This window comes from Bradyrhizobium sp. P3_C3, from assembly GCF_056402655.1.
The window spans coordinates 274,863-295,206 of sequence record NZ_JBFUGY010000013.1 but is presented as its reverse complement, the minus strand read 5'-3'; the positions used below and the strand labels follow the sequence as shown (position 1 = coordinate 295,206).

At 64.8% G+C, this 20,344-nt stretch carries 16 protein-coding genes; 9 read left to right on the top strand and 7 right to left on the bottom strand.

Features of this window, described 5'->3' with window-relative positions:
• From AC1DW2_RS17600 to AC1DW2_RS17560, 9 genes are all read left to right on the top strand, one after another.
• Window positions 1-987 (top strand): ABC transporter ATP-binding protein, encoded by a 987-nt coding sequence (locus AC1DW2_RS17600; RefSeq protein WP_477006742.1) that lies wholly within the window; start codon window positions 1-3, stop codon window positions 985-987.
• On the top strand, window positions 984-1,973 hold the full coding sequence (locus tag AC1DW2_RS17595; RefSeq protein WP_038957161.1) for an ABC transporter ATP-binding protein: 990 nt from the start codon (window positions 984-986) through the stop codon (window positions 1,971-1,973). Before AC1DW2_RS17600 ends, AC1DW2_RS17595 begins: the two co-directional genes overlap by 4 nt.
• Before the next feature lie 87 nt (window positions 1,974-2,060).
• Complete coding sequence (locus AC1DW2_RS17590; RefSeq protein ID WP_477006741.1) at window positions 2,061-3,866, top strand: gamma-glutamyltransferase family protein; 1,806 nt, start codon at window positions 2,061-2,063, stop codon at window positions 3,864-3,866.
• A 9-nt stretch (window positions 3,867-3,875) separates the two neighbouring features.
• Window positions 3,876-4,586, top strand: a complete 711-nt coding sequence (locus AC1DW2_RS17585; RefSeq protein ID WP_208085619.1) for a DUF1028 domain-containing protein — start codon at window positions 3,876-3,878, stop codon at window positions 4,584-4,586.
• Window positions 4,583-5,572, top strand: coding sequence for an ABC transporter ATP-binding protein (locus AC1DW2_RS17580; protein WP_063984752.1), 990 nt, complete (start codon window positions 4,583-4,585; stop codon window positions 5,570-5,572). The genes AC1DW2_RS17585 and AC1DW2_RS17580 overlap by 4 nt, the downstream gene beginning before the upstream one ends.
• Entirely contained in the window at window positions 5,572-6,672 is a 1,101-nt protein-coding gene (locus tag AC1DW2_RS17575) for an ABC transporter ATP-binding protein (protein ID WP_477006740.1), read from the top strand. Before AC1DW2_RS17580 ends, AC1DW2_RS17575 begins: the two co-directional genes overlap by 1 nt.
• A gap of 23 nt (window positions 6,673-6,695) precedes the next feature.
• Complete coding sequence (locus AC1DW2_RS17570; RefSeq protein WP_354119741.1) at window positions 6,696-8,207, top strand: ABC transporter substrate-binding protein; 1,512 nt, start codon at window positions 6,696-6,698, stop codon at window positions 8,205-8,207.
• Between the two features lie 31 nt (window positions 8,208-8,238).
• On the top strand, window positions 8,239-9,180 hold the full coding sequence (locus AC1DW2_RS17565; protein WP_208073330.1) for an ABC transporter permease: 942 nt from the start codon (window positions 8,239-8,241) through the stop codon (window positions 9,178-9,180).
• Between the two features lie 3 nt (window positions 9,181-9,183).
• A complete protein-coding gene (locus AC1DW2_RS17560; RefSeq protein WP_477006739.1) occupies window positions 9,184-10,071 on the top strand; it encodes an ABC transporter permease in 888 nt (295 codons plus the stop codon).
• Here the strand turns inward: AC1DW2_RS17560 and cnbZ are convergent.
• From cnbZ to AC1DW2_RS17525, 7 genes are all read right to left on the bottom strand, one after another.
• Window positions 10,068-10,814: a 2-amino-5-chloromuconate deaminase CnbZ gene (cnbZ, locus tag AC1DW2_RS17555; RefSeq protein WP_354119744.1), complete on the bottom strand. Its 747-nt coding sequence runs from the start codon at window positions 10,812-10,814 to the stop codon at window positions 10,068-10,070. The two genes, AC1DW2_RS17560 and cnbZ, sit on opposite strands and share 4 nt — an antisense overlap.
• A gap of 9 nt (window positions 10,815-10,823) precedes the next feature.
• Window positions 10,824-12,074 (bottom strand): adenylate/guanylate cyclase domain-containing protein, encoded by a 1,251-nt coding sequence (locus tag AC1DW2_RS17550; RefSeq protein WP_477006738.1) that lies wholly within the window; start codon window positions 12,072-12,074, stop codon window positions 10,824-10,826.
• Window positions 12,071-12,460 (bottom strand): response regulator, encoded by a 390-nt coding sequence (locus AC1DW2_RS17545; RefSeq protein WP_014496960.1) that lies wholly within the window; start codon window positions 12,458-12,460, stop codon window positions 12,071-12,073. The genes AC1DW2_RS17550 and AC1DW2_RS17545 overlap by 4 nt, the downstream gene beginning before the upstream one ends.
• Window positions 12,457-15,054, bottom strand: coding sequence for a sensor histidine kinase (locus AC1DW2_RS17540; RefSeq protein WP_477006737.1), 2,598 nt, complete (start codon window positions 15,052-15,054; stop codon window positions 12,457-12,459). Before AC1DW2_RS17540 ends, AC1DW2_RS17545 begins: the two co-directional genes overlap by 4 nt.
• 150 nt (window positions 15,055-15,204) lie before the next feature.
• The gene (locus AC1DW2_RS17535; RefSeq protein WP_071915899.1) at window positions 15,205-18,300 is read right to left on the bottom strand and encodes a MexW/MexI family multidrug efflux RND transporter permease subunit; all 3,096 of its coding nucleotides are present in this window, start codon (window positions 18,298-18,300) and stop codon (window positions 15,205-15,207) included.
• A gap of 70 nt (window positions 18,301-18,370) precedes the next feature.
• Window positions 18,371-19,564, bottom strand: coding sequence for an efflux RND transporter periplasmic adaptor subunit (locus AC1DW2_RS17530; protein ID WP_085404398.1), 1,194 nt, complete (start codon window positions 19,562-19,564; stop codon window positions 18,371-18,373).
• Between the two features lies 1 nt (window position 19,565).
• Complete coding sequence (locus tag AC1DW2_RS17525) at window positions 19,566-20,267, bottom strand: TetR/AcrR family transcriptional regulator (protein WP_085404399.1); 702 nt, start codon at window positions 20,265-20,267, stop codon at window positions 19,566-19,568.
• Between the last annotated feature and the right edge of the window lie 77 nt (window positions 20,268-20,344).

Genomic DNA, 20,344 nt, shown 5'->3' with positions numbered 1-20,344 from the left:
ATGACCGAACCCGTTCTCTCCGTGCGCAATCTCCAGGTCGAGTTCGCCTCCCGCCGCGGCACGCTGCGCGCGATCGACGGCGTCTCGTTCGACATCGCCAAGGGCGAGGTGCTCGGCGTGGTCGGAGAATCCGGCGCCGGCAAGTCCGTCACCGGCCTGGCGGTGATCGGCCTGATCGATCCGCCCGGCCGCATCGCCGGCGGCGAGATTCGTCTCGCCGGCCAGCGCATCGACAATCTGCCGGCCGAGCAGATACGCCGCATCCGGGGAAAACGGATCGGCATGATCTTCCAGGATCCCCTCACCTCGCTCAATCCGCTTTACCGCGTCGGCGACCAGATCATCGAGACGATCAAAACCCACCTGAGCCTGTCCGAGACGGCCGCCCGCCGCCGCGCCATCGACCTGCTCGCCGAGGTCGGCATTCCCGCGCCGGAAAAGCGCATCGACGGCTATCCCCACGAATTCTCCGGCGGCATGCGCCAGCGCGTTGTGATTGCGCTGGCGATCTGCGCCGAGCCCGAGTTGATCATCGCGGACGAGCCGACCACCGCGCTCGACGTCTCCGTGCAGGCGCAGATCATCTCGCTGATCAAGCGGCTCGGCCGCGACCACGGCACCGCCGTGATGCTGGTGACCCACGACATGGGCGTGATCGCGGAGACCTCCGACCGCGTCGCGGTGATGTACGCCGGCCGCGTCGCCGAGATCGGCCCGGTACAGGACGTCGTCAAGAATCCGCTGCACCCTTACGCCAAGGGCCTGATGGGCGCGATTCCGACGCTTGCCGGGGACGACAAGCGCCTGGTGCAGATCCCCGGCTCCATGCCGCGCCTGTCGGCGATCCCGCGCGGCTGCTCGTTCAATCCGCGCTGCGCCTTCGCCTTCGATCGCTGCCGGGTTGAACGGCCGGAGCCACTATCGCGCGGCACCCAATCCGTTGCCTGCCATCTCTACGACACCGTGCCTGCGGAGAGCGCGGCATGAGCACGCCTTTCGTCCAGGCCACAAATCTGCGCCGCGTCTTCGACGTCTCAAAACCCTGGCTCAACCGCGTGCTCGAAGGCGGGCATCTCGAATATCTCAAGGCTGTCGATCACGTTAGCTTCGACATCAGGAAGGGCGAGACCTTTGCGCTGGTCGGCGAGTCCGGCTCGGGCAAGACCACGGTGGCGCGAATGGTGGTCGGCCTGTTGCCGCCGAGTTCCGGCAACGTGCTGATCGACGGCATCTCGATGACCGATCCACGGCAGGCGCCGGCGCGGCGAAAACTGCGCCGCCGCATCCAGATGATCTTCCAGGACCCCTATGCGAGCCTGAACCCGCGCTTCCGGGTCGATGCCATCATCTCCGAGCCGATCCGCGCTTTCGACCTGATCCAGGGCGAGCGCGATATCCAGGCGCGCGTCGGCGAACTGCTCAGCCTTGTTGGCCTGCATCCCGACGACCGGTTGAAGTTTCCACACGAATTCTCCGGCGGCCAGCGCCAGCGTATCGCGATCGCGCGAGCGCTCGCCTCCGATGCGGAGTTCATCGTTTGCGACGAGCCGACCTCGGCGCTCGACGTCTCCGTGCAGGCGCAGATCCTGAACCTGATGCGCGACCTCCAGGACAAGTTCGGCCTGACCTACATGTTCATCAGCCACAACCTCGCCGTGGTCCGCCACATGGCGAGCCGCGTCGGCGTGATGTATCTCGGCCGCATCGTCGAGATCGCGGAGGGACGCGAGCTGTTCGCCCGACCGCGCATGCCCTACACCAAGATGCTGCTGGGCGCCGTGCCCGATCTCGCAATGTCGGGCCGCCAGCGTATTCCAGTGAAGGGCGAGATCCCGAATCCGATCAATCCGCCGCCCGGCTGCGCCTTCAATCCGCGCTGCCCGCTGGCATTCGATCTCTGCCGCAAGGAAGCCCCGGAACTGATCGACGGCGTCGCCTGCCACGCGGTGAACACCGCGCCGGTCCCGGCGTGACGCGCGCGTGCCATGCGGTCCACGCATTGGCGGCATGGCATCGCCTGTGATCAATTGCGCGCGCGACAAATAAGGTAGCGAAATCCCATGGCCAGCAACGTCAATCCCGATCCGTTCACGACGCGCCCCGAGATCGAGGGCACATTCGGCGTCGTCGCGACCACGCATTGGATCGCGACCGCCGTCGGCATGGCCGTCCTGGAAAAGGGCGGCAACGCCTTCGATGCCGGCGTCGCCACGGCGTTCACGCTCCAGGTCGTCGAGCCGCATTTGAACGGCCCGGGCGGAGACGTGCCCATCATCGTGCATGACGTCAAACGCGCACGCACCGAGGTGATCTGCGGCCAGGGCCCGGCGCCGGCGCGCGCCACCATCGCCCACTACAAGAGCGAAGGCCTCGACATGGTGCCCGGCACCGGCCTGCTCGCGGCCTGCGTCCCCGGCACGTTCGAATCCTGGATGATGCTGCTGCGCGACTACGGCACGATGCGCGTGCGCGACGTGCTGGAGCCTGCGATCTCCTACGCGCGCGACGGCTATCCGCTGGTCGAGCGCGCCTGCGCCACGATCCAGACCGTCGAGCAACTGTTCCGCAAGCATTGGCCGACGTCGGCCGCGGTCTATCTGCCCAATGGCGAAGTGCCGAGGCCCGGCACGCTCTTCACCAACAAGACGCTGGCTGCGACCTACGCCCGCATTCTCAGCGAAGCCGAGAGCGGCGGCGGTGACCGCGACGCCGAGATCGAGCGCGCGCGAAAGGCCTGGTCGCAAGGTTTCGTTGCGGAAGCCATCGACAAGTTCTGCCGCACCCAGGAAGTGATGGATGTCAGCGGCTCGCCGCATCGCGGCGTGCTCTCGGCCGACGACATGGCGCGTTGGCAGCCGACGATCGAGGCACCGCTCACCTACGACTATGGCCGCTACACCGTCTGCAAGGCCGGCGTCTGGAGCCAGGGTCCGGTGACGCTCCAGCAGCTCGCGCTGCTCAAGGGCTTTGCGCTCGACGGGCTCGATCCCACCGGGCCGGAATTCATCCACCTCCAGATCGAATGCGCCAAGCTTGCGTTTGCCGACCGCGAGAAATTCTACGGCGACCCCAAATTCAGCGAGATCCCGATCGCGACGCTGCTGTCGGATGCCTATAACGACGAACGCCGCAAACTGATCTCAGAGAAGGCATCGCTCGACTTCCTCCCCGGTTCGGTCGAAGGTTTTGGCGGCGTGGTCAAGCTGCGCCGCGCCGAGGGGCAGCGCGAGGCGGTCGGCGCGCTTGGCGCGGGCGAGCCGACAGTCGGGCGTTTCGGCGAAGTGCGCGGAGACACCGTGCATTTCGACATCATCGACAAGGCCGGCAACATGGTGTCCTCGACGCCATCGGGCGGCTGGCTGCAATCCTCACCGATCATTCCGGAGCTCGGCTTCTGCCTCGGCAGCCGCGCGCAGATGTTCTGGCTGGAGGAAGACCATCCTGCCGCGTTGGCGCCGGGCAAGCGGCCGCGCACGACGCTGTCGCCGACCATGGCGCTACGCGACGGCGAGCCGTATCTGGCCTGGGGCTCGCCCGGCGGCGACCAGCAGGATCAGTGGATCACGCAGTTTTTCCTGCGCCATGTCCATTGCAACCTCAATCTGCAGGAAGCGATCGACGCGCCGGCCTGGCACTCCGAGCATTTTCCGATCTCGTTCTGGCCGCGCACCGCGCGCCCCGGCGTGCTCGTGGTCGAGAACCGCGTGCCGAAGTCGACGATCGAGAACCTTCGCGAGCGCGGACACATTGTCGAGGTCGGCCCCGACTGGTCGGAAGGTCGCCTCACTGCGGCCTCGCGCGTCGGGGTGCGCCGCCGCGCCGCCGCCAACCCGCGCGGCATGCAGGGCTACGCCGCAGGGCGCTGAAGGCAGCACATGACCTGGTCGATCATCGCGCGCGATCCTGCCACCGGCCAGTTCGGCATCGCGGTAGCGACCCGCTTCTTCGCCGTCGGCGCGCGCGTGCCCTATGTCGCGGCCGGCCTCGGCGCCATCGCGACCCAGGCCTTCGTCAATCCCTATTACGGCATCGACGGCGTCAAGCTGCTGCGCGAGGGCCTGAATGCGCATGACGTTCTCGCCACCCAGCTCGCGACCGACGACGGCCGCGAGAGCCGCCAGATCCACATCATGGACGCCAGCGGCGCGATCGCCGCGCATACCGGGCGCGACTGCGTCGACTGGTGCGGGCACATCGCCGGCAGCGGCTTCTCGATCGCCGGCAACATGCTTGCCGGCGCCGACGTGCTCGACGAGACCGCGAAGACCTATATCGCCAATGACAGCCTGCCCTTCCCGCGCCGCCTGCTCGCCGCCATGCGCGCGGGCGAGGCCGCCGGCGGCGACAAGCGCGGCAAGCAATCCGCTGCGCTCCTGATCCACGGCGAGGAGGAATGGCCGGCGCTGGACATTCGCGCCGACGATCATCTCGATCCGCTGGGCGAACTCGAACGGCTGGAGCGCGTCAGTCAGGAACTCTGGGTGCATTTCCGCTCTTCCATGCCGACGCGGCAGAACCCGGCAGGCAACACCGATCGCAGCGTCATCGACGCCAGCATTGCTGCGAGCCGAGCAAGGCAATCATGAGCGCAAGTCCTCTCATCGAGATCAAGGATCTGCGCATCCGCTTCCACGGCGACGACGGCCGCGTGACCCACGCCGTCGACAGCGTCGATCTCAGCGTCGCCAATGGCGCGACGCTCGGCCTCGTCGGCGAATCCGGTTGCGGCAAGAGCGTGACGTCGCTGGCGATCATGGGTTTGCTGCCGAAGCAAAGCGCGGAGATCTCGGGCGCAATCCGCTTCGACGGCTTCGACCTGCTGAAGACTCCTGACCAGACATTGCGCGACCTCCGCGGCAACCGGCTGGCGATGATTTTTCAGGAGCCGATGACGTCGCTCAATCCGAGCTTCACCATCGGCGACCAGATCATCGAGACCATTCTGCGCCACCGCGGCGGCTCTCGGCGCAGCGCGCGCGAACGGGCCATCGAGCTGCTGCGCCGCGTCCACATCCCCTCGCCGGAGCGGCGGATCGACGAATATCCGCACAAGCTCTCCGGCGGCATGCGCCAGCGCGTGATGATCGCGATGGCGCTGGCCTGCGACCCGCGGCTCCTGATCGCGGACGAGCCGACCACCGCGCTCGACGTCACCCTGCAGGCGCAGATTTTGGAGCTGATGCGCGAACTGAAGGCGGCGAGCGGCGCCGCCATCATCCTCATCACTCACGATCTCGGTGTCGTCGCCGAAGTCTGCGACGAGGTCGCGGTGATGTATGCCGGCGAGATCGTCGAGCGCGCGCCGGTCGACGAGCTGTTCGCGATGCCGCAGCATCCCTACACCGTCGGCCTGCTGGGCTCGATCCCGCGGCTCGATCATCGCGCCGAGCAGCTTGCCACGATCGAGGGCATGGTGCCGAACATGGCGCAGCCACCCGCCGGCTGCCGCTTCGCCGCGCGCTGCCCCTTTGTGCTGGATGCCTGCACCGAGGTGCCGCCACCGCTGGTCGAGGTCAGCCCCGGCCACCTCTCGCGCTGCATCCGCGCGCCGCTCGAACTTCTGGTGTCGTGATGGCGCTTCTCGAGGTCGAAGGCCTGGTCAAGCATTTTGTCGCCGGGCGCTCGCTGTTCGGCCGGGCACTGGGGCATGTCAAAGCGGTCGATGGCGTCAGCTTCTCTCTCGACGCCGGCAAGACGCTGGCCCTGGTCGGCGAATCCGGTTGCGGCAAATCCACCGTCAGTCGCCTGGTGCTGCGGCTGATCGAGCCGGATGCAGGCACGGTGCGTTTCGCCGGCCGTGACCTGCTCTCGCTGGACGCCGGGGCGCTCCGCGCCTTCCGCCGCGAGGCGCAGATCATCTTCCAGGACCCCTACGCCTCGCTCAATCCGCGCATGACGGTCGGCCAGATTCTCACCGAGCCGCTGGCGCTGCACAATCTGGTACCGCCGGCGCAACGGCGCGAGCGCGTTGCGGAAATCCTGCGGCTGGTCGGCCTCGAGCCGCGGCTCGAGCGGCGTTATCCGCACGAATTCTCCGGCGGCCAGCGCCAGCGCATCGCCATTGCCCGCGCGCTCGCGGTCGAACCAAAACTGATCATCTGCGATGAGCCGGTCTCAGCGCTGGACGTCTCGATCCGCTCGCAGATCCTCAACCTCCTGCGCGAGCTGCAGGACCGGCTTGGGCTGGCCTACATCTTCGTCTCGCACGATCTGGCTGTGGTCAAGCACATCGCCGACCATGTCGCCGTGATGAATCTCGGCCAGATCGTCGAGACAGCCGAGGCGGACGCCCTGTTCGCGGCACCCCGCCATCCCTACAGCCGTGCGCTGCTGTCCGCGATCCCCATGCCTAAACCGCGGGCAAAGCGCAGCCGGATTGTGCTGCAGGGAGAGATCCCGAGCGCGCTCAATCCGCCGCCGGGATGCCGCTTCCACACCCGCTGCCCCTACGTCGTCGACCGCTGCCGCAGTGAAATGCCGCAGCTGGTGCCGGATGGCATCGGACATGCAACGGCCTGTCACCGAACGTCGGAACTGCCGTCCTCCGCGGCGATCGTCCCGTCCGACGGCGGCTTTTCGCCGGTCCTTGAAAAATTGGTCGCCGCCTTCAGCGGCGGCCCGGAAGCAGTCCGCGGCAGCGGGGTTAGTTCATTGGGAACGGACCCGGCATAGCCGCAAAACAGAGGTTGAGAGCGATGAGTTTCATGCGTTTGACAATCCTGGCGTCGGCTGTGCTGACGTCGCTCGCGGGCGCAGCCCAGGCTCAGACCACGCTTCGCATCGGCATCGCCGAAGACCCCGATATCCTCGATCCCAGCATCGGCCGCACCTATGTCGGACGCATCGTCTTCTCCGCCTTCTGCGACAAGCTGTTCGACATCGACGAGAAGCTCAACATCGTGCCGCAGCTCGCGCTGTCCTACGAGACTTCGGCCGACGGCAAGGAGATGACGATCAAGCTCCGGCCCAACGTCAAATTCCATGACGGTGAGCCGCTGGACGCCGAAGCCGCAAAGTTCTCGATCGAGCGTCACATGACGCTGCCGACCTCGTTCCGGAAGTCGGAGCTTGCCAGCGTCGACCATGTCGAGGTGGTCGATCCCCTGACCATCAAGCTGGTGCTCAAGACGCCCTACTCGCCCTTGATCGCCCAGCTCACCGACCGCTCCGGCATGATGGTCTCGCCGAAGGCAGCGAAGGAGGCGGGCGACAAGTTCGGCCTGCATCCGGTCTGCGCCGGCCCCTACAAATTCGTCGAGCGCGTCCAGCAGGACCGCATGGTGTTCGAGAGGTTTGCCGACTATTGGAACAAGGACAACATCCATATCGACCGCGTCGTGTTCCTGCCGATTGTCGACGCCACTGTGCGCCTTGCCAACCTCAAGTCCGGTGGGCTCGATTTGATCGAGCGCGTGCTGGCCACCGACATCAAGGACGTGCGCGCCGATCCCAAGCTGGTGCTGTCGACGGCGCCCGAGCTCGGTTATCAGGGCCTGACGATCAACATCGGCAACGACAAGACCAAGGGGCCACTCAGCCAATCCGCGAAGGTACGCCAGGCACTCAGCCTGTCGATCGATCGCGAGGCCATCAACCAGGTCGTCTTCAACGGCGAGTTCACGCCGGGCAATCAATGGGTCAGCCCGACACATCCATACTATCAGAAGGCTTTCCCCATTCCGGGTCGCGACATCGCCAAGGCCAAGGCGCTGTTGAAGGAAGCCGGTGTCAGCCTGCCTGTCACCGTCGACTACATGGTACCAAAGGGCACCGAGTACGAGGCCGTCGCCCAGGTCGTGCAGTCCATGGCCGCCGAAGCAGGCTTCGACATCAAGGTCCGCGTCGTCGAATTCGCGACCACCTTCAAGCAGGCGCAGGCCGGCGAGTTCCAGGTGTTCCAGATCAACTGGAGCGGACGCATCGACCCGGACGGCAATTCCTACATCTTCATGCGCAGCAAGGCGCCGCAGAACGACGGCGTGTATTCGAACCCCGAAGCCGACAAGCTGATGGAAGACGGACGGGCGACGTCCAATGTCGAGGAGCGCAAGGCGATCTACGGGAAGCTGACCAAGATCCTGCTCGACGACCTGCCGATCATCTACATCTATCATCGTACGCTCCTGATTGCGCATACGAAGAAGCTCGAGGGCTACCGGCAGATGCCTGATGGCCTCGTGCGCGTGGTCGGGCTGAAGTTCAAGTGATCGCGGCATCACTCGGGAAACGCGTGGAGCCATGCTGAACTTCCTCGCCCGCCGCATCGCGCAGATCGTGCCGACACTGTTCTTCGTGTCGGTGCTGATCTTCTCGCTCCAGCAATTGCTGCCGGGCGATCCCGCGCTGGTGATGGCCGGCGAGGAGCGCGATCCCGCCGCGATCGAGCAGATCCGCCAGCAGTACAAGCTCGATCAGCCGATCCCCGTGCAATATGTCTACTGGCTCAAGGGAGTCCTCACCGGCAATTTCGGTGAGTCGCTGCGCAACAAGATGCCGGTGCGCGAGCTGATCGCACAGAAACTGCCGGTGACGCTCCAGCTCGGCTCGATGGCGATCCTGATCGCGTTCCTCATCGGCATTCCCGCCGGCATCATCTCCGCGGTGAAGAAGGGCACGGTTTGGGACTATGGTGCCAACCTGTTCGCGCTGTGGGGTATCTCGACGCCGAATTTCTGGCTCGGAATCCTCATGATCTTCCTGTTCTCGATTCACCTGGGCTGGCTGCCGGCCTCAGGCTATGTGCCGCTGACCGAGGACTGGCGCGCGAGCCTGGCAGCCACCATCATGCCGGCCTTCGTGCTCGGCAACGCGATTTCGGCGGTCCTGATGCGGCACACGCGCAGCGCCATGCTCCAGGTTCTGGAGAGCGACTATGTCCGCACCGCGCGCGCGAAAGGTCTCTCCGAGCGCTCGGTGATCCTCAAGCATGCAATGCGCAACGCGCTGACGCCGATCATCACCCTCGGAGCGCTCGAACTCGGCACGCTGTTGTCGGGCGCGGTGCTGACCGAGCAGATCTTTTCCATTCCCGGCTTCGGCAAGCTGATCGTGGATGCCGTCTTCAACCGTGACTATGCGGTGGTGCAGGGCGTGGTGCTGGTGACGGCCACAGTCTACATCACGCTGAATCTCGTTGCCGACGTCGCCTATGTCCTCGTCAATCCGCGGCTGCGAGGTTAGACGATGACCGACGCCGCACTGCCAGCCAGTCCCGCCACCCAGGCCTACGAGCTGGACAGCCCGGCCCGCCGTGCGCAGCGGCGCCTGTTCAAGCGCAAAGCCGCGGTCTTCGGGCTTGTCGTGATCACGGCCTTCATCCTGCTTGCGGCCCTTGCGCCGCTGGTCGTGCCCTATGATCCCATTGCAACGAGCTGGAGCCTGGTGCGCAAGCCGCCCACCGCCGCCCACTGGTTCGGCACCGACGATCTCGGCCGCGACATCCTCAGCCGCGTCATCTACGGCGCGCGAGCCTCGCTGATGGCGGGCCTGATCTCGGTCGCGATCGCGCTCGGAATCGGTGTCCCTCTTGGTCTCCTCGCCGGCTATCGCGGCGGTTTTGTCGATGCGCTGATCAGCCGGATCACGGATGCGATGTTGGCCTGCCCGTTCCTGATCCTGGCGATTGCGCTGGCCGCCTTCCTCGGTCCCAGCCTCGGCAATGCCATGATCGCGATCGGCATCTCGGCGACGCCGATCTTCATCCGTCTGACGCGCGGTCAGGTCTTGAGCGTCAAGGCCGAAGACTATGTCGAGGCGGCGCGCGCGCTCGGCAATCCGCCCTGGCGGATCGCCTTCTCGCATATCCTGCCGAACATCCTTCCCGCGCTATTGGTGCAGGCGACGCTGTCGATCGCCGCCGCCATCATCGCCGAAGCCGCGCTGTCCTTCCTCGGCCTCGGCCAGCAGCCGCCGGCACCGTCCTGGGGCAGCATGCTCAACGCGGCGCAACGCTTCCTGACCCAGGCGCCGTGGATGGCGATCTGGCCAGGCCTTGCGATCTTCCTAGTGGTGCTGTCGCTGAACCTGCTCGGCGACGGCCTGCGCGACGCGCTCGACCCGCGCCAGCGCTAGATCACCGTCTCGCGCAGCACCCGTCGGCAATCCATCTCGTACTCAAGGTCGACCACTGGCGGACGGGCGAAATGCCAGGTCAGGCCGGAGCGCAGCGCGCCGTGGCGGACCAGCTCGTCGACCAGCGCGTGGTGGAAATCGTGCACGGAATAGGCCTGCACGCCGGTGGTGTCCTTCCAGCCAAAGCCGAAGGCCGTCATCCGGTTCTCCATCTGCGACGTCGTGGTGAACCGCACCTTCTCGCGGAGGCCCTCCGGACTGAGGTCGCGGTAGCGCACCGTGCGCTCGACATAGGTCCCGCCGCCCTCGCGCGCCTCGGCGCCACCGGCGATCACGAAGGACGGCGCCTTCGATGTCGTCGGACGCGTGAAGGAGAAGGCATAGAACGACGGTTCGGATGGCGGATCGAACTCCGGACAGACATTGCTGCGCGCCACCGGATTGGTGGTGCCGTCGAAGATGCCCCATTCCGACAGCGTCTTCACATAATGCAAATTGAATGCGCGAAAGCCTTCCTCGCTGAAGGCCGCCGGTGAGCGCAACTCGCAGGCACAGAACGCCGTCAGCGGCCGGCCTGCTTCCCGGATATACTTCGCCGCGAGCGCAAATCCCTCGGCCAGCGGCACCAGGCGGTCGAAGCGGACGCGCTCGATCTCGTAGCCGTCGTCAGCGGCAGCACCCGCCGAATACTGGAACACGGACGGAATGAAACGATAGTTGCCGGCGGAGAAATCACCAATCATGTCGAACTCCTATTCCAGTTTCATGCGGACACCCTTGGCGCCGTTGAGCAGGCGCTTCAGGTGAAAGCCGGCGAGGGAATCGTCGGCATGCATCCCGACCAGCGCGGCAAAGGCCGGCATGGCCGCGACGTCGCCGGCTTCCATCTTGGCAAAAGCCTCGAAATATTGCGCCGTCCTTGGCGCTTCGAATTTTTCCTGCGGCAACGGTTCGAACGCACGCAGCGGTTCGCTGCGTCCGCGCAGCATCAGATCACCCACGGGACGGCCTTGAAAATGCTCGGCCGCCTTGGCGACGCTGGCACTGGCGCAGATGCGTGTTCCCAGATGCTTGTTGGCGGCCTCCAGTCGCGCCGCGATGTTGATGGTGTCTCCATAGGCGGTGTAGTCGAAGAAGCGGTTGCCTCCGAAATTGCCGACCAGTGCCGGCCCGGCGTGAATGCCGATGCGGGTGGTGCCGAAATTCACGCCCACGGCCCTCTGGCGCGCGCAGAAATCCTGCGCCCAGGCATCGAGGTCATGGGCGCAGGCGACCGCGCGCGTCGCATAATCCGGCTGATCGCCGGGTGCATTGAAGAGCACCTGGATCGCATCGCCGATGATTTTTGCGACCGTCCCCTCATGCGCGAAGATGGTCTCGGTCATCCCGCCAACATATTCGTTGAGGAGCGCGCCCAGCGTCTCGGGCGGCGCGCTCTCGACCAGGGAGGTGAACCCGGTGATATCGGTGAAGATGGTCGCGACATCGCGCCACTGCACCTCGATCCCCTCACCCTCGCCGCCAGCCACCAGACGCTTGGCGAGCTCGGGCGAGAAATGGCGCGACAGCGCGGCATGGGCCCGCTCCGCCTCGATCTGACGGCGCCGCACCTCCCGCAGCATCTCGATATGGCGAATGGTCTTCTCGATCGTGGCTTCCAGGTCGGCGAAGTCGATCGGTTTGGTGAGGAAGTCGAACGCGCCGCGGTTCATGGCGGTGCGGATGTTGCTCATGTCGCCATAGGCCGAGACGATGATGGTCGACTTCTTGTCCTCGGCCTCCTGGAGCTTCGCCAGCAGCGACAGCCCATCCATGCGCGGCATGTTGATGTCGGAGACCACCATGTCGACATGCGGGTTCTGCTCGAGGGATTCCAGCGCCTCGACGCCGTCGCGTGCAAACATGATGTCGACGAGCCCGTCGCGGATCTGCCTGCGAAACTTTTGCAGGATCAGCGCCTCGAGGTCTGGCTCGTCATCGACGAAGAGGATGGTCGAAGTCATGCGGCTTGCTCGAGCCTCGTGTCGATCTCCTGCCGCAGCAGCGCAAAATCGATCGGCTTGGTGAGGAGCCCGATGGCGCCACGCTCGATCGCCTTCCGGCGCGTCTCGGCGTCACCATAGGCCGTGATCATGATGACGGGAACGTCCGGATGCTCGGCGCGCACCTTGGGCAGCATGTCGAGCCCGCTCATGCCGGGCATGTTGATGTCGGACAGGATCAGGATCAACGAGGGGTCGCGCACCTCGGAGGCGAGCCTGAGCGCATCGGACGCGGACGGCGCGAATTCCATCTGGAAGCGTCCGGCGCGCAGGTCGCGCCGGAACTGCTGCCGGAACAGCGCCTCGACGTCGGGCTCGTCATCGACGACCAGGATGTAAACGTTCAACTCTTGCCTCCGGGAGTGCCGCCTGCCGCCATCATGCGCGGCAGCGTGATGATGAATTCGGTGAATACACCGGGCTCGGTGTTCACGTCGATCGTGCCGCCGTGCTGTTTCACGACGATGTCATGACTCATGGACAGGCCAAGCCCGGTGCCCTCGCCGGCCGGCTTGGTCGTGAAGAACGGATTGAACAGTTTCGCCTTCACCTCGGGCGGAATCCCTGTGCCGTTGTCGCGGATCCGGATCTCGACCTTGTCGCCGAGGTTTTTGGTGGCCGCGTTCAAGGTGGGCTCGAAGCCGTCCGTCGCGCTCTCCTTGCGCTTGGCCGCAGCATAGAAGCCGTTCGAGATCAGATTGAGCAAGACGCGCGCGATCTCCTGCGGATAGACATCGACCATCCCGGCCCCGGGATCGAACTCGCGCTCGAGCGTGACGTTGAAGGCGGGCCGTTCCGCGCGCGCGCCGTGATAGGCGAGATTGAGGCTCTCCTCGACGATGGCATTGATATCGCTGGGACGATGCTCGCCGGAACCCGCGCGCGAATGCAGCAGCATGTTCCTGACGATGGAATCGGCGCGCTTGCCGTGCTGCACCACCTTTTCCAGATTGCTCCTGAGCATGCCGGTCAGCTCGTCGACCTCCTCCTTCGTCTTGCCGTCGAGCGAAGCCGATTGCAGGGCCTGGTTGAGTTCATCGATCAGCTCGGTCGAGACCGAGGAGAAATTGTTGACGAAATTGAGCGGGTTCTTGATCTCGTGGGCGATCCCCGCCGTGAGCTGGCCGAGGGAGGCGAGCTTCTCGGTCTGGATCAGGCGATCCTGCGCGGTACGCAGATTGTCGAGCGACTGCGACAGCTCCGTGGTACGCTCACGAAGCTGCTTGAGCAGTCGAGCGTTCTCGATCGCAATCACAGCCTGTTTGGTGAAATTCTCAACCAGTGCGATCTGCTTGTCGGCGAACGGACGGACCTCCTTGCGATAGACCGCGATCGTGCCAATCAGCTCGTTCTCCTTCAGCATCGGCACGATGACGATCGTACGGGCGCCGGCGACGTCTGAGATCGCGCGAACGGCAGGCCCACCAGCAAGATAGGCAGGTGTGTTTCGCACATCGTGAACGTGGACGACCTCACGTGTCCTGACGACCTCGGCGAGCGCGCTGTTCGGACGAGGTCGGATTTCCACATCTTTTCGCGAAGCAGCGAACGCAGCCGGCACATTGTAATCCGCCGCAATCGTGAAGCTTTCACTGTCCCAGAGATTCATGACGCCGAAACTTGCGCCACAGACCCGCGTCGCATTTTCGAGCATTTTGTAGAACACGGGAGCGAGTTCGCCCGGAGAGGAACTGATGACCTCCAACACCTCAGAAGTCGCCGTCTGTTGCTCGAGCGTTTCGGACAATTCAGCCGTCCGCCGCTCGACCTTGTTTTCCAAATCCGCATAGGATTCCTGCAACCGCGCGCCCATGTCGTTGAACTGGTCGGCGAGTCCTTCAAGCTCGTCGCCGGTCTTGATCGAGATGCGCTGTGAGAAATCGCCGCCGCCGATCCGCTCGGCGCCGCTGCGCAGGGCCTGGATCGGTCCGACCATGCGGCGTGCGAGAAAAATCCCGGCGAGCACCGCGAAGATCGACGCTGCGAGCAGCACAATCGCCAGCCGCTGCAGCGAGGCATAGAGCGCCGCATAGGCCTCCTCGACCGGCAACTCGACGAGCATGGTCCAATGCAGCGGCTCGATCGGGGCCGATGTGGTCAGCACCTTCTGCCCCTGGATATTGCGCGCTTCGGGGAGCGCGTCGGACAGGGTGCCGCCTCCAGCCTGCGCGGCGCGCACCTGCGCGAGGCCCGACATGTCGGTGTTGCGCAGCACCAGGCTGATGTCGGGATGCGCGATCAGGCGTCCCTCCGGGCCGATCACATAGGCGTGCCCGTGTTCGCCGACCTTGATCTGGGACACGACGTCCCAGATCAGCTTGAGATTGACCTCCGCGATGCTGACGCCGGCATCCTTGCGCGCGCCGGCCAGCGCGAGCGTCATGTAGGGCTCGGACTCCCTGCGGAAATAGACCGGGCCGTAATAGACCTTGTGCGCGACCGCCTCGGTGAACTTCGGGTCGGCCGACAGGTCGATCCCGCTGTCGATCGCGTCCATGGCCAGCCGCGAGACCCGCAAGCGCTCCTTGCCGGTCGCATCCACCTGGGCGAGCTCTGTGACCGCGGGCACCTGGCGCAGCAGCCGTTGCGCGTCGAACCGGCGCTGCTCGATCGAGCCCGCCGACCAGGGCAGCTGCGTGGTCCAGCCGAGCTGGCTCTCGATCTCCTTGACGAACTGGCCAATCTTGGCCGCCGCCGCCTCCGCCTGCTCATGCTGGACCCGGATCAGCGCGGCCTTGTGCTCGCGATAATAGAAGAAGACCTCGAACAGCCCGTTGGCCAGCAGCGCAATGGCGACGACGGCCACGAACAGCGCGACATATTTGGTGAATAGCCGGGTCCTGATCCCGCGCCCCGCCGCCTCGCCGGGCACGACGCCAGCCGCGGCCGCGCTCGGCGCTGTCCTGGCTTGCGGGGTGTCGGGGTGGAGGGAGATGCTCATCCCGGCGAATCTAGCAAGAAGGCCGGAACTTGTCTCTCGCCAACGCGGAAAGGACTCCCCCGTAAGCCTGACGGCCTACGCAGGCTGCGGGACAAAGGAAAAGGGCGGCAACGGATGCCGCTGCCGCCCTCTGGTTCGCTGACCTGCGGCTCAGGTCGGTCGCAGCGCCTTGGAATTGAGGTCGAGATCGTTGACCTCCTTGTTCCGCTCGGAATCGGCCGCCGCGCGGTGGTCGGTTGCCAGCACGACGTAGACCGCGGGCAGCACGAACAGCGTGAACAGCGTGCCGATCGACATGCCGGCGACCACCACGAGACCGATCGAGAAGCGGCTGGCCGCGCCCGCGCCGGACGCAGTCAGGAGCGGGATCAGGCCGGTCACCATCGCGGCCGTGGTCATCAGGATCGGCCGCAGACGAATGCGGGCCGACATCTCGATGGCCGAGCGGCGGTCGAGCCGCTCGTTGACCTGGAGCTCGTTGGCGAACTCCACCATCAGGATGCCGTGCTTGGTGATCAGGCCGACCAGGGTCAGCAGACCGACCTGGGTGTAGATGTTCATGGTCGCCATGCCGAAGAACAGCGGGATCAGCGCACCCACGATCGCCATCGGCACCGAGATCATGATCACGAACGGGTCACGCAGGCTCTCGAACTGCGCCGCCAGCACCAGGAAGATGATGATCAACGCAAAACCGAAGGTGATCGCAAGCTGGTTGCCCTCCTGCACGTATTGCCTGGAGTCCGCGAGATAATCGTGGCTGAAGCCGGCCGGCAGCTTCTTGGCCTCGCCTTCGAGGAAGTCGACCGCCGATCCGACCGTCACGCCGGGCATCGGCACAGCCGAGAACGTCGCCGAATTGAGCTGATTGTAATGCGTCAGCGAATTCGGATCAGTCTTGGTCCTGACCGAGACCACGGTCGACAGCGGGAGCTGCTGGCCCGTGTTGGTCGTCACATAATAGCCGCCGAGCGATTCCGGCGAGAGCCGGCTGCTGCGCGGCACCTGTGGGATCACCTGGTAGGACCGGCCCTCCAGATTGAAGCGGTTGATGTAGTTGCCACCGAGCAGCACCGCGAGCGTAGAGCCGAGGTTCTGCATGTTAACGCCGAGATCCTGCGCCTTGGTGCGGTCGATCGTGACCTCCACGTTCGGCTGGTTGTAGGCGAGGTCGCTGTCGGAGACGATGAACATGCCGCTCTTGCGCGCGGCGTCCTTCAGCTTCTCCATCTGCTCATAGACCGTCTGGAAGCCCGCGGTGGAATTGATCACCATCTGAACCGGCAGACCGCCGGGGCCACCCGGCAACGGCGGCAGGTTGAACGCGAAAGCCTGCACGCCCTCGATCTTGGAAAGCTCGGCCTGCACCAGCGGCTTCAACTGGATCGACGAGCGCTTGCGCTCGTCCCACGACTTCAGCAGCATGCCGGCGATGCCGCCCTGCGGGCCGTTGATGCCGTTCAGCACGAAGCGCAGATCGGTTTCGGGGAACTTCTGGAATTTCTCGTCGAGCTTCTCGCCGTAGAAATCGACATAGTCGATGTTGGCGTATTTCGGCGCCTTGGTCACCGCGAACACGATGCCCTGGTCCTCCTCAGGCGCCAGCTCCTTCGAGGTGTGCATGTAGAGGAAGCCGACCAGCCCGAGGATCGTCACCGCGAACAGACCGGTGATCGCCTTGTAATCGAGCGAGCGGTCGAGCCTGCGCCCATACCAGCGCGTCAAAGCGCCGAACACCTTGTTGACCAGCTTGGCGAAGCGGCCCTCTTCGGTATTCTTGAGCAGAATAGAGCACATCATCGGCGACAGCGTCAGCGCGATCACACCTGACACGATCACCGAGCCCGCGAGCGTAAAGGCGAATTCGCGGAACAGCGAACCGGTCAGGCCGCCGAGGAAGCCGATCGGCGCGTACACCGCCGCGAGCGTGATGGTCATGGAGATGACCGGCCCAACGATTTCGCGCGCGCCTTCCAGCGCCGACTGAACCGGCGTCTTCCCCTCCTCCAGATGGCGATGGATGTTCTCCACCACGACAATGGCGTCGTCGACCACGAGGCCGATCGCGAGCACCATCGCGAGCAGGGTCAGAAGGTTGAAGCTGAAACCCAACGCCAGCATCAAGGTGCAGACGCCGATCATCGACAGCGGAATGGTGACGACGGGAATGATGACCGAACGGAGCGAGGCCAGGAACAGGAAGATGACCACGATCACGATGATCACGGCTTCACCCAGCGTCTTCTCCACCTCGTCGATCGAAGACTGGATGAACTTGGTCGAGTCGTAGGCGACCTTCATCTTCATCGACGGCGGAAGATTGCGCTCGAGTTCGGGGAACAGTGCGCGCACGCCCTTGACCAGCGTCAGCGGGTTGCCCTGCGGCGTCGCGTTCACGCCAATGAAGATCGCATGCTCGCCATTGAAGGCGACGCTGGCATCCGTGCTTTGGGCGGCGAGTTCGACTGTGGCGATGTCCTCCATCCGCACAAAGCCGCCGTCCTTGGCCTTTACGATCATCTTCCTGAACTGGTTGACGTCAGTCAGGCTGGTGTTCGTCGAGATGTTGGAAACGATCAGATAGCCCTTGGTCTGCCCCGCTGCTGACTGGAAGTTGTTGGCGGCGATCGCGGCGGCGACATCGGCCGGCGACACGTTGCGGCCGGCCATCTTCATGGGATCGAGCCACAGCCGCATCGCAAAGGTCTGGCCGCCCAGAATGTCGGCCGAGGCCACGCCGTCGACCGTCGACAGCACCGGCTGCACCACACGCGTCAGATAGTCTGATATCGCCGAGCCCGACAGCTCCTCGGAGGAGAAGCCGAGATACATCACGGCCGTGGTCTGGCCGGTGGTCTTGGTGACGATCGGGTCGTTGGATTCCTTTGGAATCAGGTACTTGACCGAGTTGGTCTTGGCGAGCACCTCGGTGAGCGCCTGGTTCGGATCGAAGTTCAGCTTGATGTAGACCTGGATCGTCGAGGTGCCGAGCACCGAGGACGAGGTCATGTAGTCGACGCCTTCGGCCGAGGCGACCGCCTGCTCGATCGGCGTCGTGATGAAGCCCTGGATCAGGTCTGCGGACGCGCCGGGATAGACGGTCGTGATGTTGATGACCGTGTTCGACAGCTTCGGATATTGCCGGATCGGCAGCACCATCGCCGCGCGCAGGCCGATCAGCAGGATCAGCAGACTGACGACGACCGACAGGACCGGTCGCTTGATGAAAATATCGGTAAAGCGCATCGCGGCGATCTCGATTTCTTTGTCTCAAGAAAAGTGACCCGGCGAGGCCGGATCACCTGGATGTATTGGATCAGTAGCGCGGCGGCTGCGCCGGGATCTGCGGCGCCGGATCGGTCGAGATCGCAACTGGGGCGCCCGATTGCAGCTTGAGCTGGCCGACAGCGACGACCTTGTCGCCCACCTTCACGCCCTTGATGATTTCGACGCGACCGTCGACCCGGCTGCCGGTCTGCACGAACGTGCGCACTGCGGAGAGGCTGGTCTTGCCGTCCTCTTCCTTCTTCTCGGTGATCACGAACACGGAGTCGCCGTACAGCGTGTAATCGACCGCCGTTTCCGGCACGGTGATCACGGCCGGCTTCGCCGGCAGCACCACCGTCGTGGTCACGAACATGCCCGGCTTCAGGATCTTCTCCGGATTGGCGACCGTCGCCTGCACGCGGATGTTGCGGGTGTCGGCCGCGACCTGCGGCTCGATCGTGGTGATCTTGGCATCGAAGGTGCGGCCGGGGTAGGCGTCGACCTTGAGCCGGACCGGCTGGCCGACCTTGAGGTTGCCCGAGTCCTTTTCGGTCACCGTGAAGTTGGCCCACAGCTCCGACAGATCGGTCAGCGAGACGATCGCCGTGCCGGCCGTCAGGTACTGGCCGACTTCGACCTTGCGGACGCCGAGATCGCCGGAGAACGGCGCACGCACCAGCTTCTGCGAGATCACCGCCTCGGTCTTGGCGATGCCGGCCAGCGCCTGATCGTAGGCGGCCTGCGCGTTATCGACGGTCGCCTGCGGGCCGAACTGGCGCGATGCCAGCTGCTTGGCGCGGTCGAGCGAGAGCTGTGCGACGGTTGCCTGCGCCTTGTAGTTGGCGAGGTCGCCCTGCTCCGGCATGTCGAAGAACTGCACCAGCGGCGTGCCGGAATCGACATGCGTACCTGGCTCGAACTTGATCTCGGTGACGCGGCCGTTGACGTCGGCGCTGACGTCGACCTGGTGCACGGCGGCAAGGCCGCCGACTGCGGTGAGCAGGTTCGGGACCACCTCGGACTTCGCCTCGGCCGCGCTGACCGCGGTCGGCGGCGGCTTGTTGTTGGCGAAGAACTGCTTGATCATCTGGCCGCGGAAGTAATTGAACCAGACGAGGCCGCCAACGAGCACGCCCAAGAGCGTGCCGACGATGATGAACCACAGCACCGGCCTAACCGGACGCTTGGGAGCCTTGGTGTCGATCGGTTCGCCCGAAATCTTGTGTTCGGTTACGATGTTCATGTCATGCGCTTTCTGCAATCGCCGTCTTGCCCGCATCCGCGGCCTGATCGCGGCCCAAATGCGAAGCAATTGCGGCGTCGTTAAGTCCGATACCCCTCAGGAGAAACTCACAGAGCTGCCGCTCCAGATCGTTCGCCTTGCCGTAGACGAGGCAGGGCGTGGCCGGCAGCCTGGTCAGCGCAGCCATCATCACCGAATGATGCGCGAACCAGAACAGGTTGAGCGGATCACCGCTGAACGGCCGCGCGTCACCGCTGGCAACCGCGCGCTCGAGCGAGGCGAGGAAGACCGCCCCGATCAGCTTCTCGATCTTGGCATATAGCAGACGGGCGAATTCGCCGTCATCCAGATGGCTGGTGGCCATCAGTCGCAGGCGCTGCGCCTCTTCCTGATCAGGCCCGTCGGCGATGTGGAGGAAATGCTGGACCATGCCGCGGATCAACTCGACCAGCGTGGCCGTCGAGGGCTCCCGCTCGAGCAGGTCCGTCAGTGCCGGATCGGCTTCGCACTCGTCGCTGAGGATCTCGGCGTAGAGCGCCGCCTTGGACGGAAAATGCTTGAACAGCAGCGCCTCGGAAATGGCAGCGGCGGCCGCCACGCTCTTGGTCGTGGTGCCGGTATAGCCGTGTCGGGCAAAGCAGCGTTTTGCGGCACCGAGGATCAATTGACGCCTCAGGTCGCTCGTCATTCGCAGTGAGCTCATGTTAGTGAGTAAGCACTCACCCACGCAAAAGTCAAGCAGAATGCTGCGACGCAACCTACGTGGGTGCAAACTTGTTG

What these genes read in the sequence shown, in the direction of transcription:
- AC1DW2_RS17600 (WP_477006742.1), top strand. Translation starts at nt 1, where the DNA reads ATGACCGAACCCGTTCTCTCCGTGCGCAATCTCCAGGTCGAGTTCGCC.
- AC1DW2_RS17525 (WP_085404399.1), bottom strand. Translation starts at nt 20,267, where the DNA reads ATGAGCTCACTGCGAATGACGAGCGACCTGAGGCGTCAATTGATCCTC.
- AC1DW2_RS17590 (WP_477006741.1), top strand. Translation starts at nt 2,061, where the DNA reads ATGGCCAGCAACGTCAATCCCGATCCGTTCACGACGCGCCCCGAGATC.
- AC1DW2_RS17540 (WP_477006737.1), bottom strand. Translation starts at nt 15,054, where the DNA reads ATGAGCATCTCCCTCCACCCCGACACCCCGCAAGCCAGGACAGCGCCG.
- AC1DW2_RS17560 (WP_477006739.1), top strand. Translation starts at nt 9,184, where the DNA reads ATGACCGACGCCGCACTGCCAGCCAGTCCCGCCACCCAGGCCTACGAG.
- AC1DW2_RS17530 (WP_085404398.1), bottom strand. Translation starts at nt 19,564, where the DNA reads ATGAACATCGTAACCGAACACAAGATTTCGGGCGAACCGATCGACACC.
- cnbZ (WP_354119744.1), bottom strand. Translation starts at nt 10,814, where the DNA reads ATGATTGGTGATTTCTCCGCCGGCAACTATCGTTTCATTCCGTCCGTG.
- AC1DW2_RS17595 (WP_038957161.1), top strand. Translation starts at nt 984, where the DNA reads ATGAGCACGCCTTTCGTCCAGGCCACAAATCTGCGCCGCGTCTTCGAC.
- AC1DW2_RS17550 (WP_477006738.1), bottom strand. Translation starts at nt 12,074, where the DNA reads ATGACTTCGACCATCCTCTTCGTCGATGACGAGCCAGACCTCGAGGCG.
- AC1DW2_RS17570 (WP_354119741.1), top strand. Translation starts at nt 6,696, where the DNA reads ATGAGTTTCATGCGTTTGACAATCCTGGCGTCGGCTGTGCTGACGTCG.
- AC1DW2_RS17575 (WP_477006740.1), top strand. Translation starts at nt 5,572, where the DNA reads ATGGCGCTTCTCGAGGTCGAAGGCCTGGTCAAGCATTTTGTCGCCGGG.
- AC1DW2_RS17580 (WP_063984752.1), top strand. Translation starts at nt 4,583, where the DNA reads ATGAGCGCAAGTCCTCTCATCGAGATCAAGGATCTGCGCATCCGCTTC.
- AC1DW2_RS17585 (WP_208085619.1), top strand. Translation starts at nt 3,876, where the DNA reads ATGACCTGGTCGATCATCGCGCGCGATCCTGCCACCGGCCAGTTCGGC.
- AC1DW2_RS17535 (WP_071915899.1), bottom strand. Translation starts at nt 18,300, where the DNA reads ATGCGCTTTACCGATATTTTCATCAAGCGACCGGTCCTGTCGGTCGTC.
- AC1DW2_RS17565 (WP_208073330.1), top strand. Translation starts at nt 8,239, where the DNA reads ATGCTGAACTTCCTCGCCCGCCGCATCGCGCAGATCGTGCCGACACTG.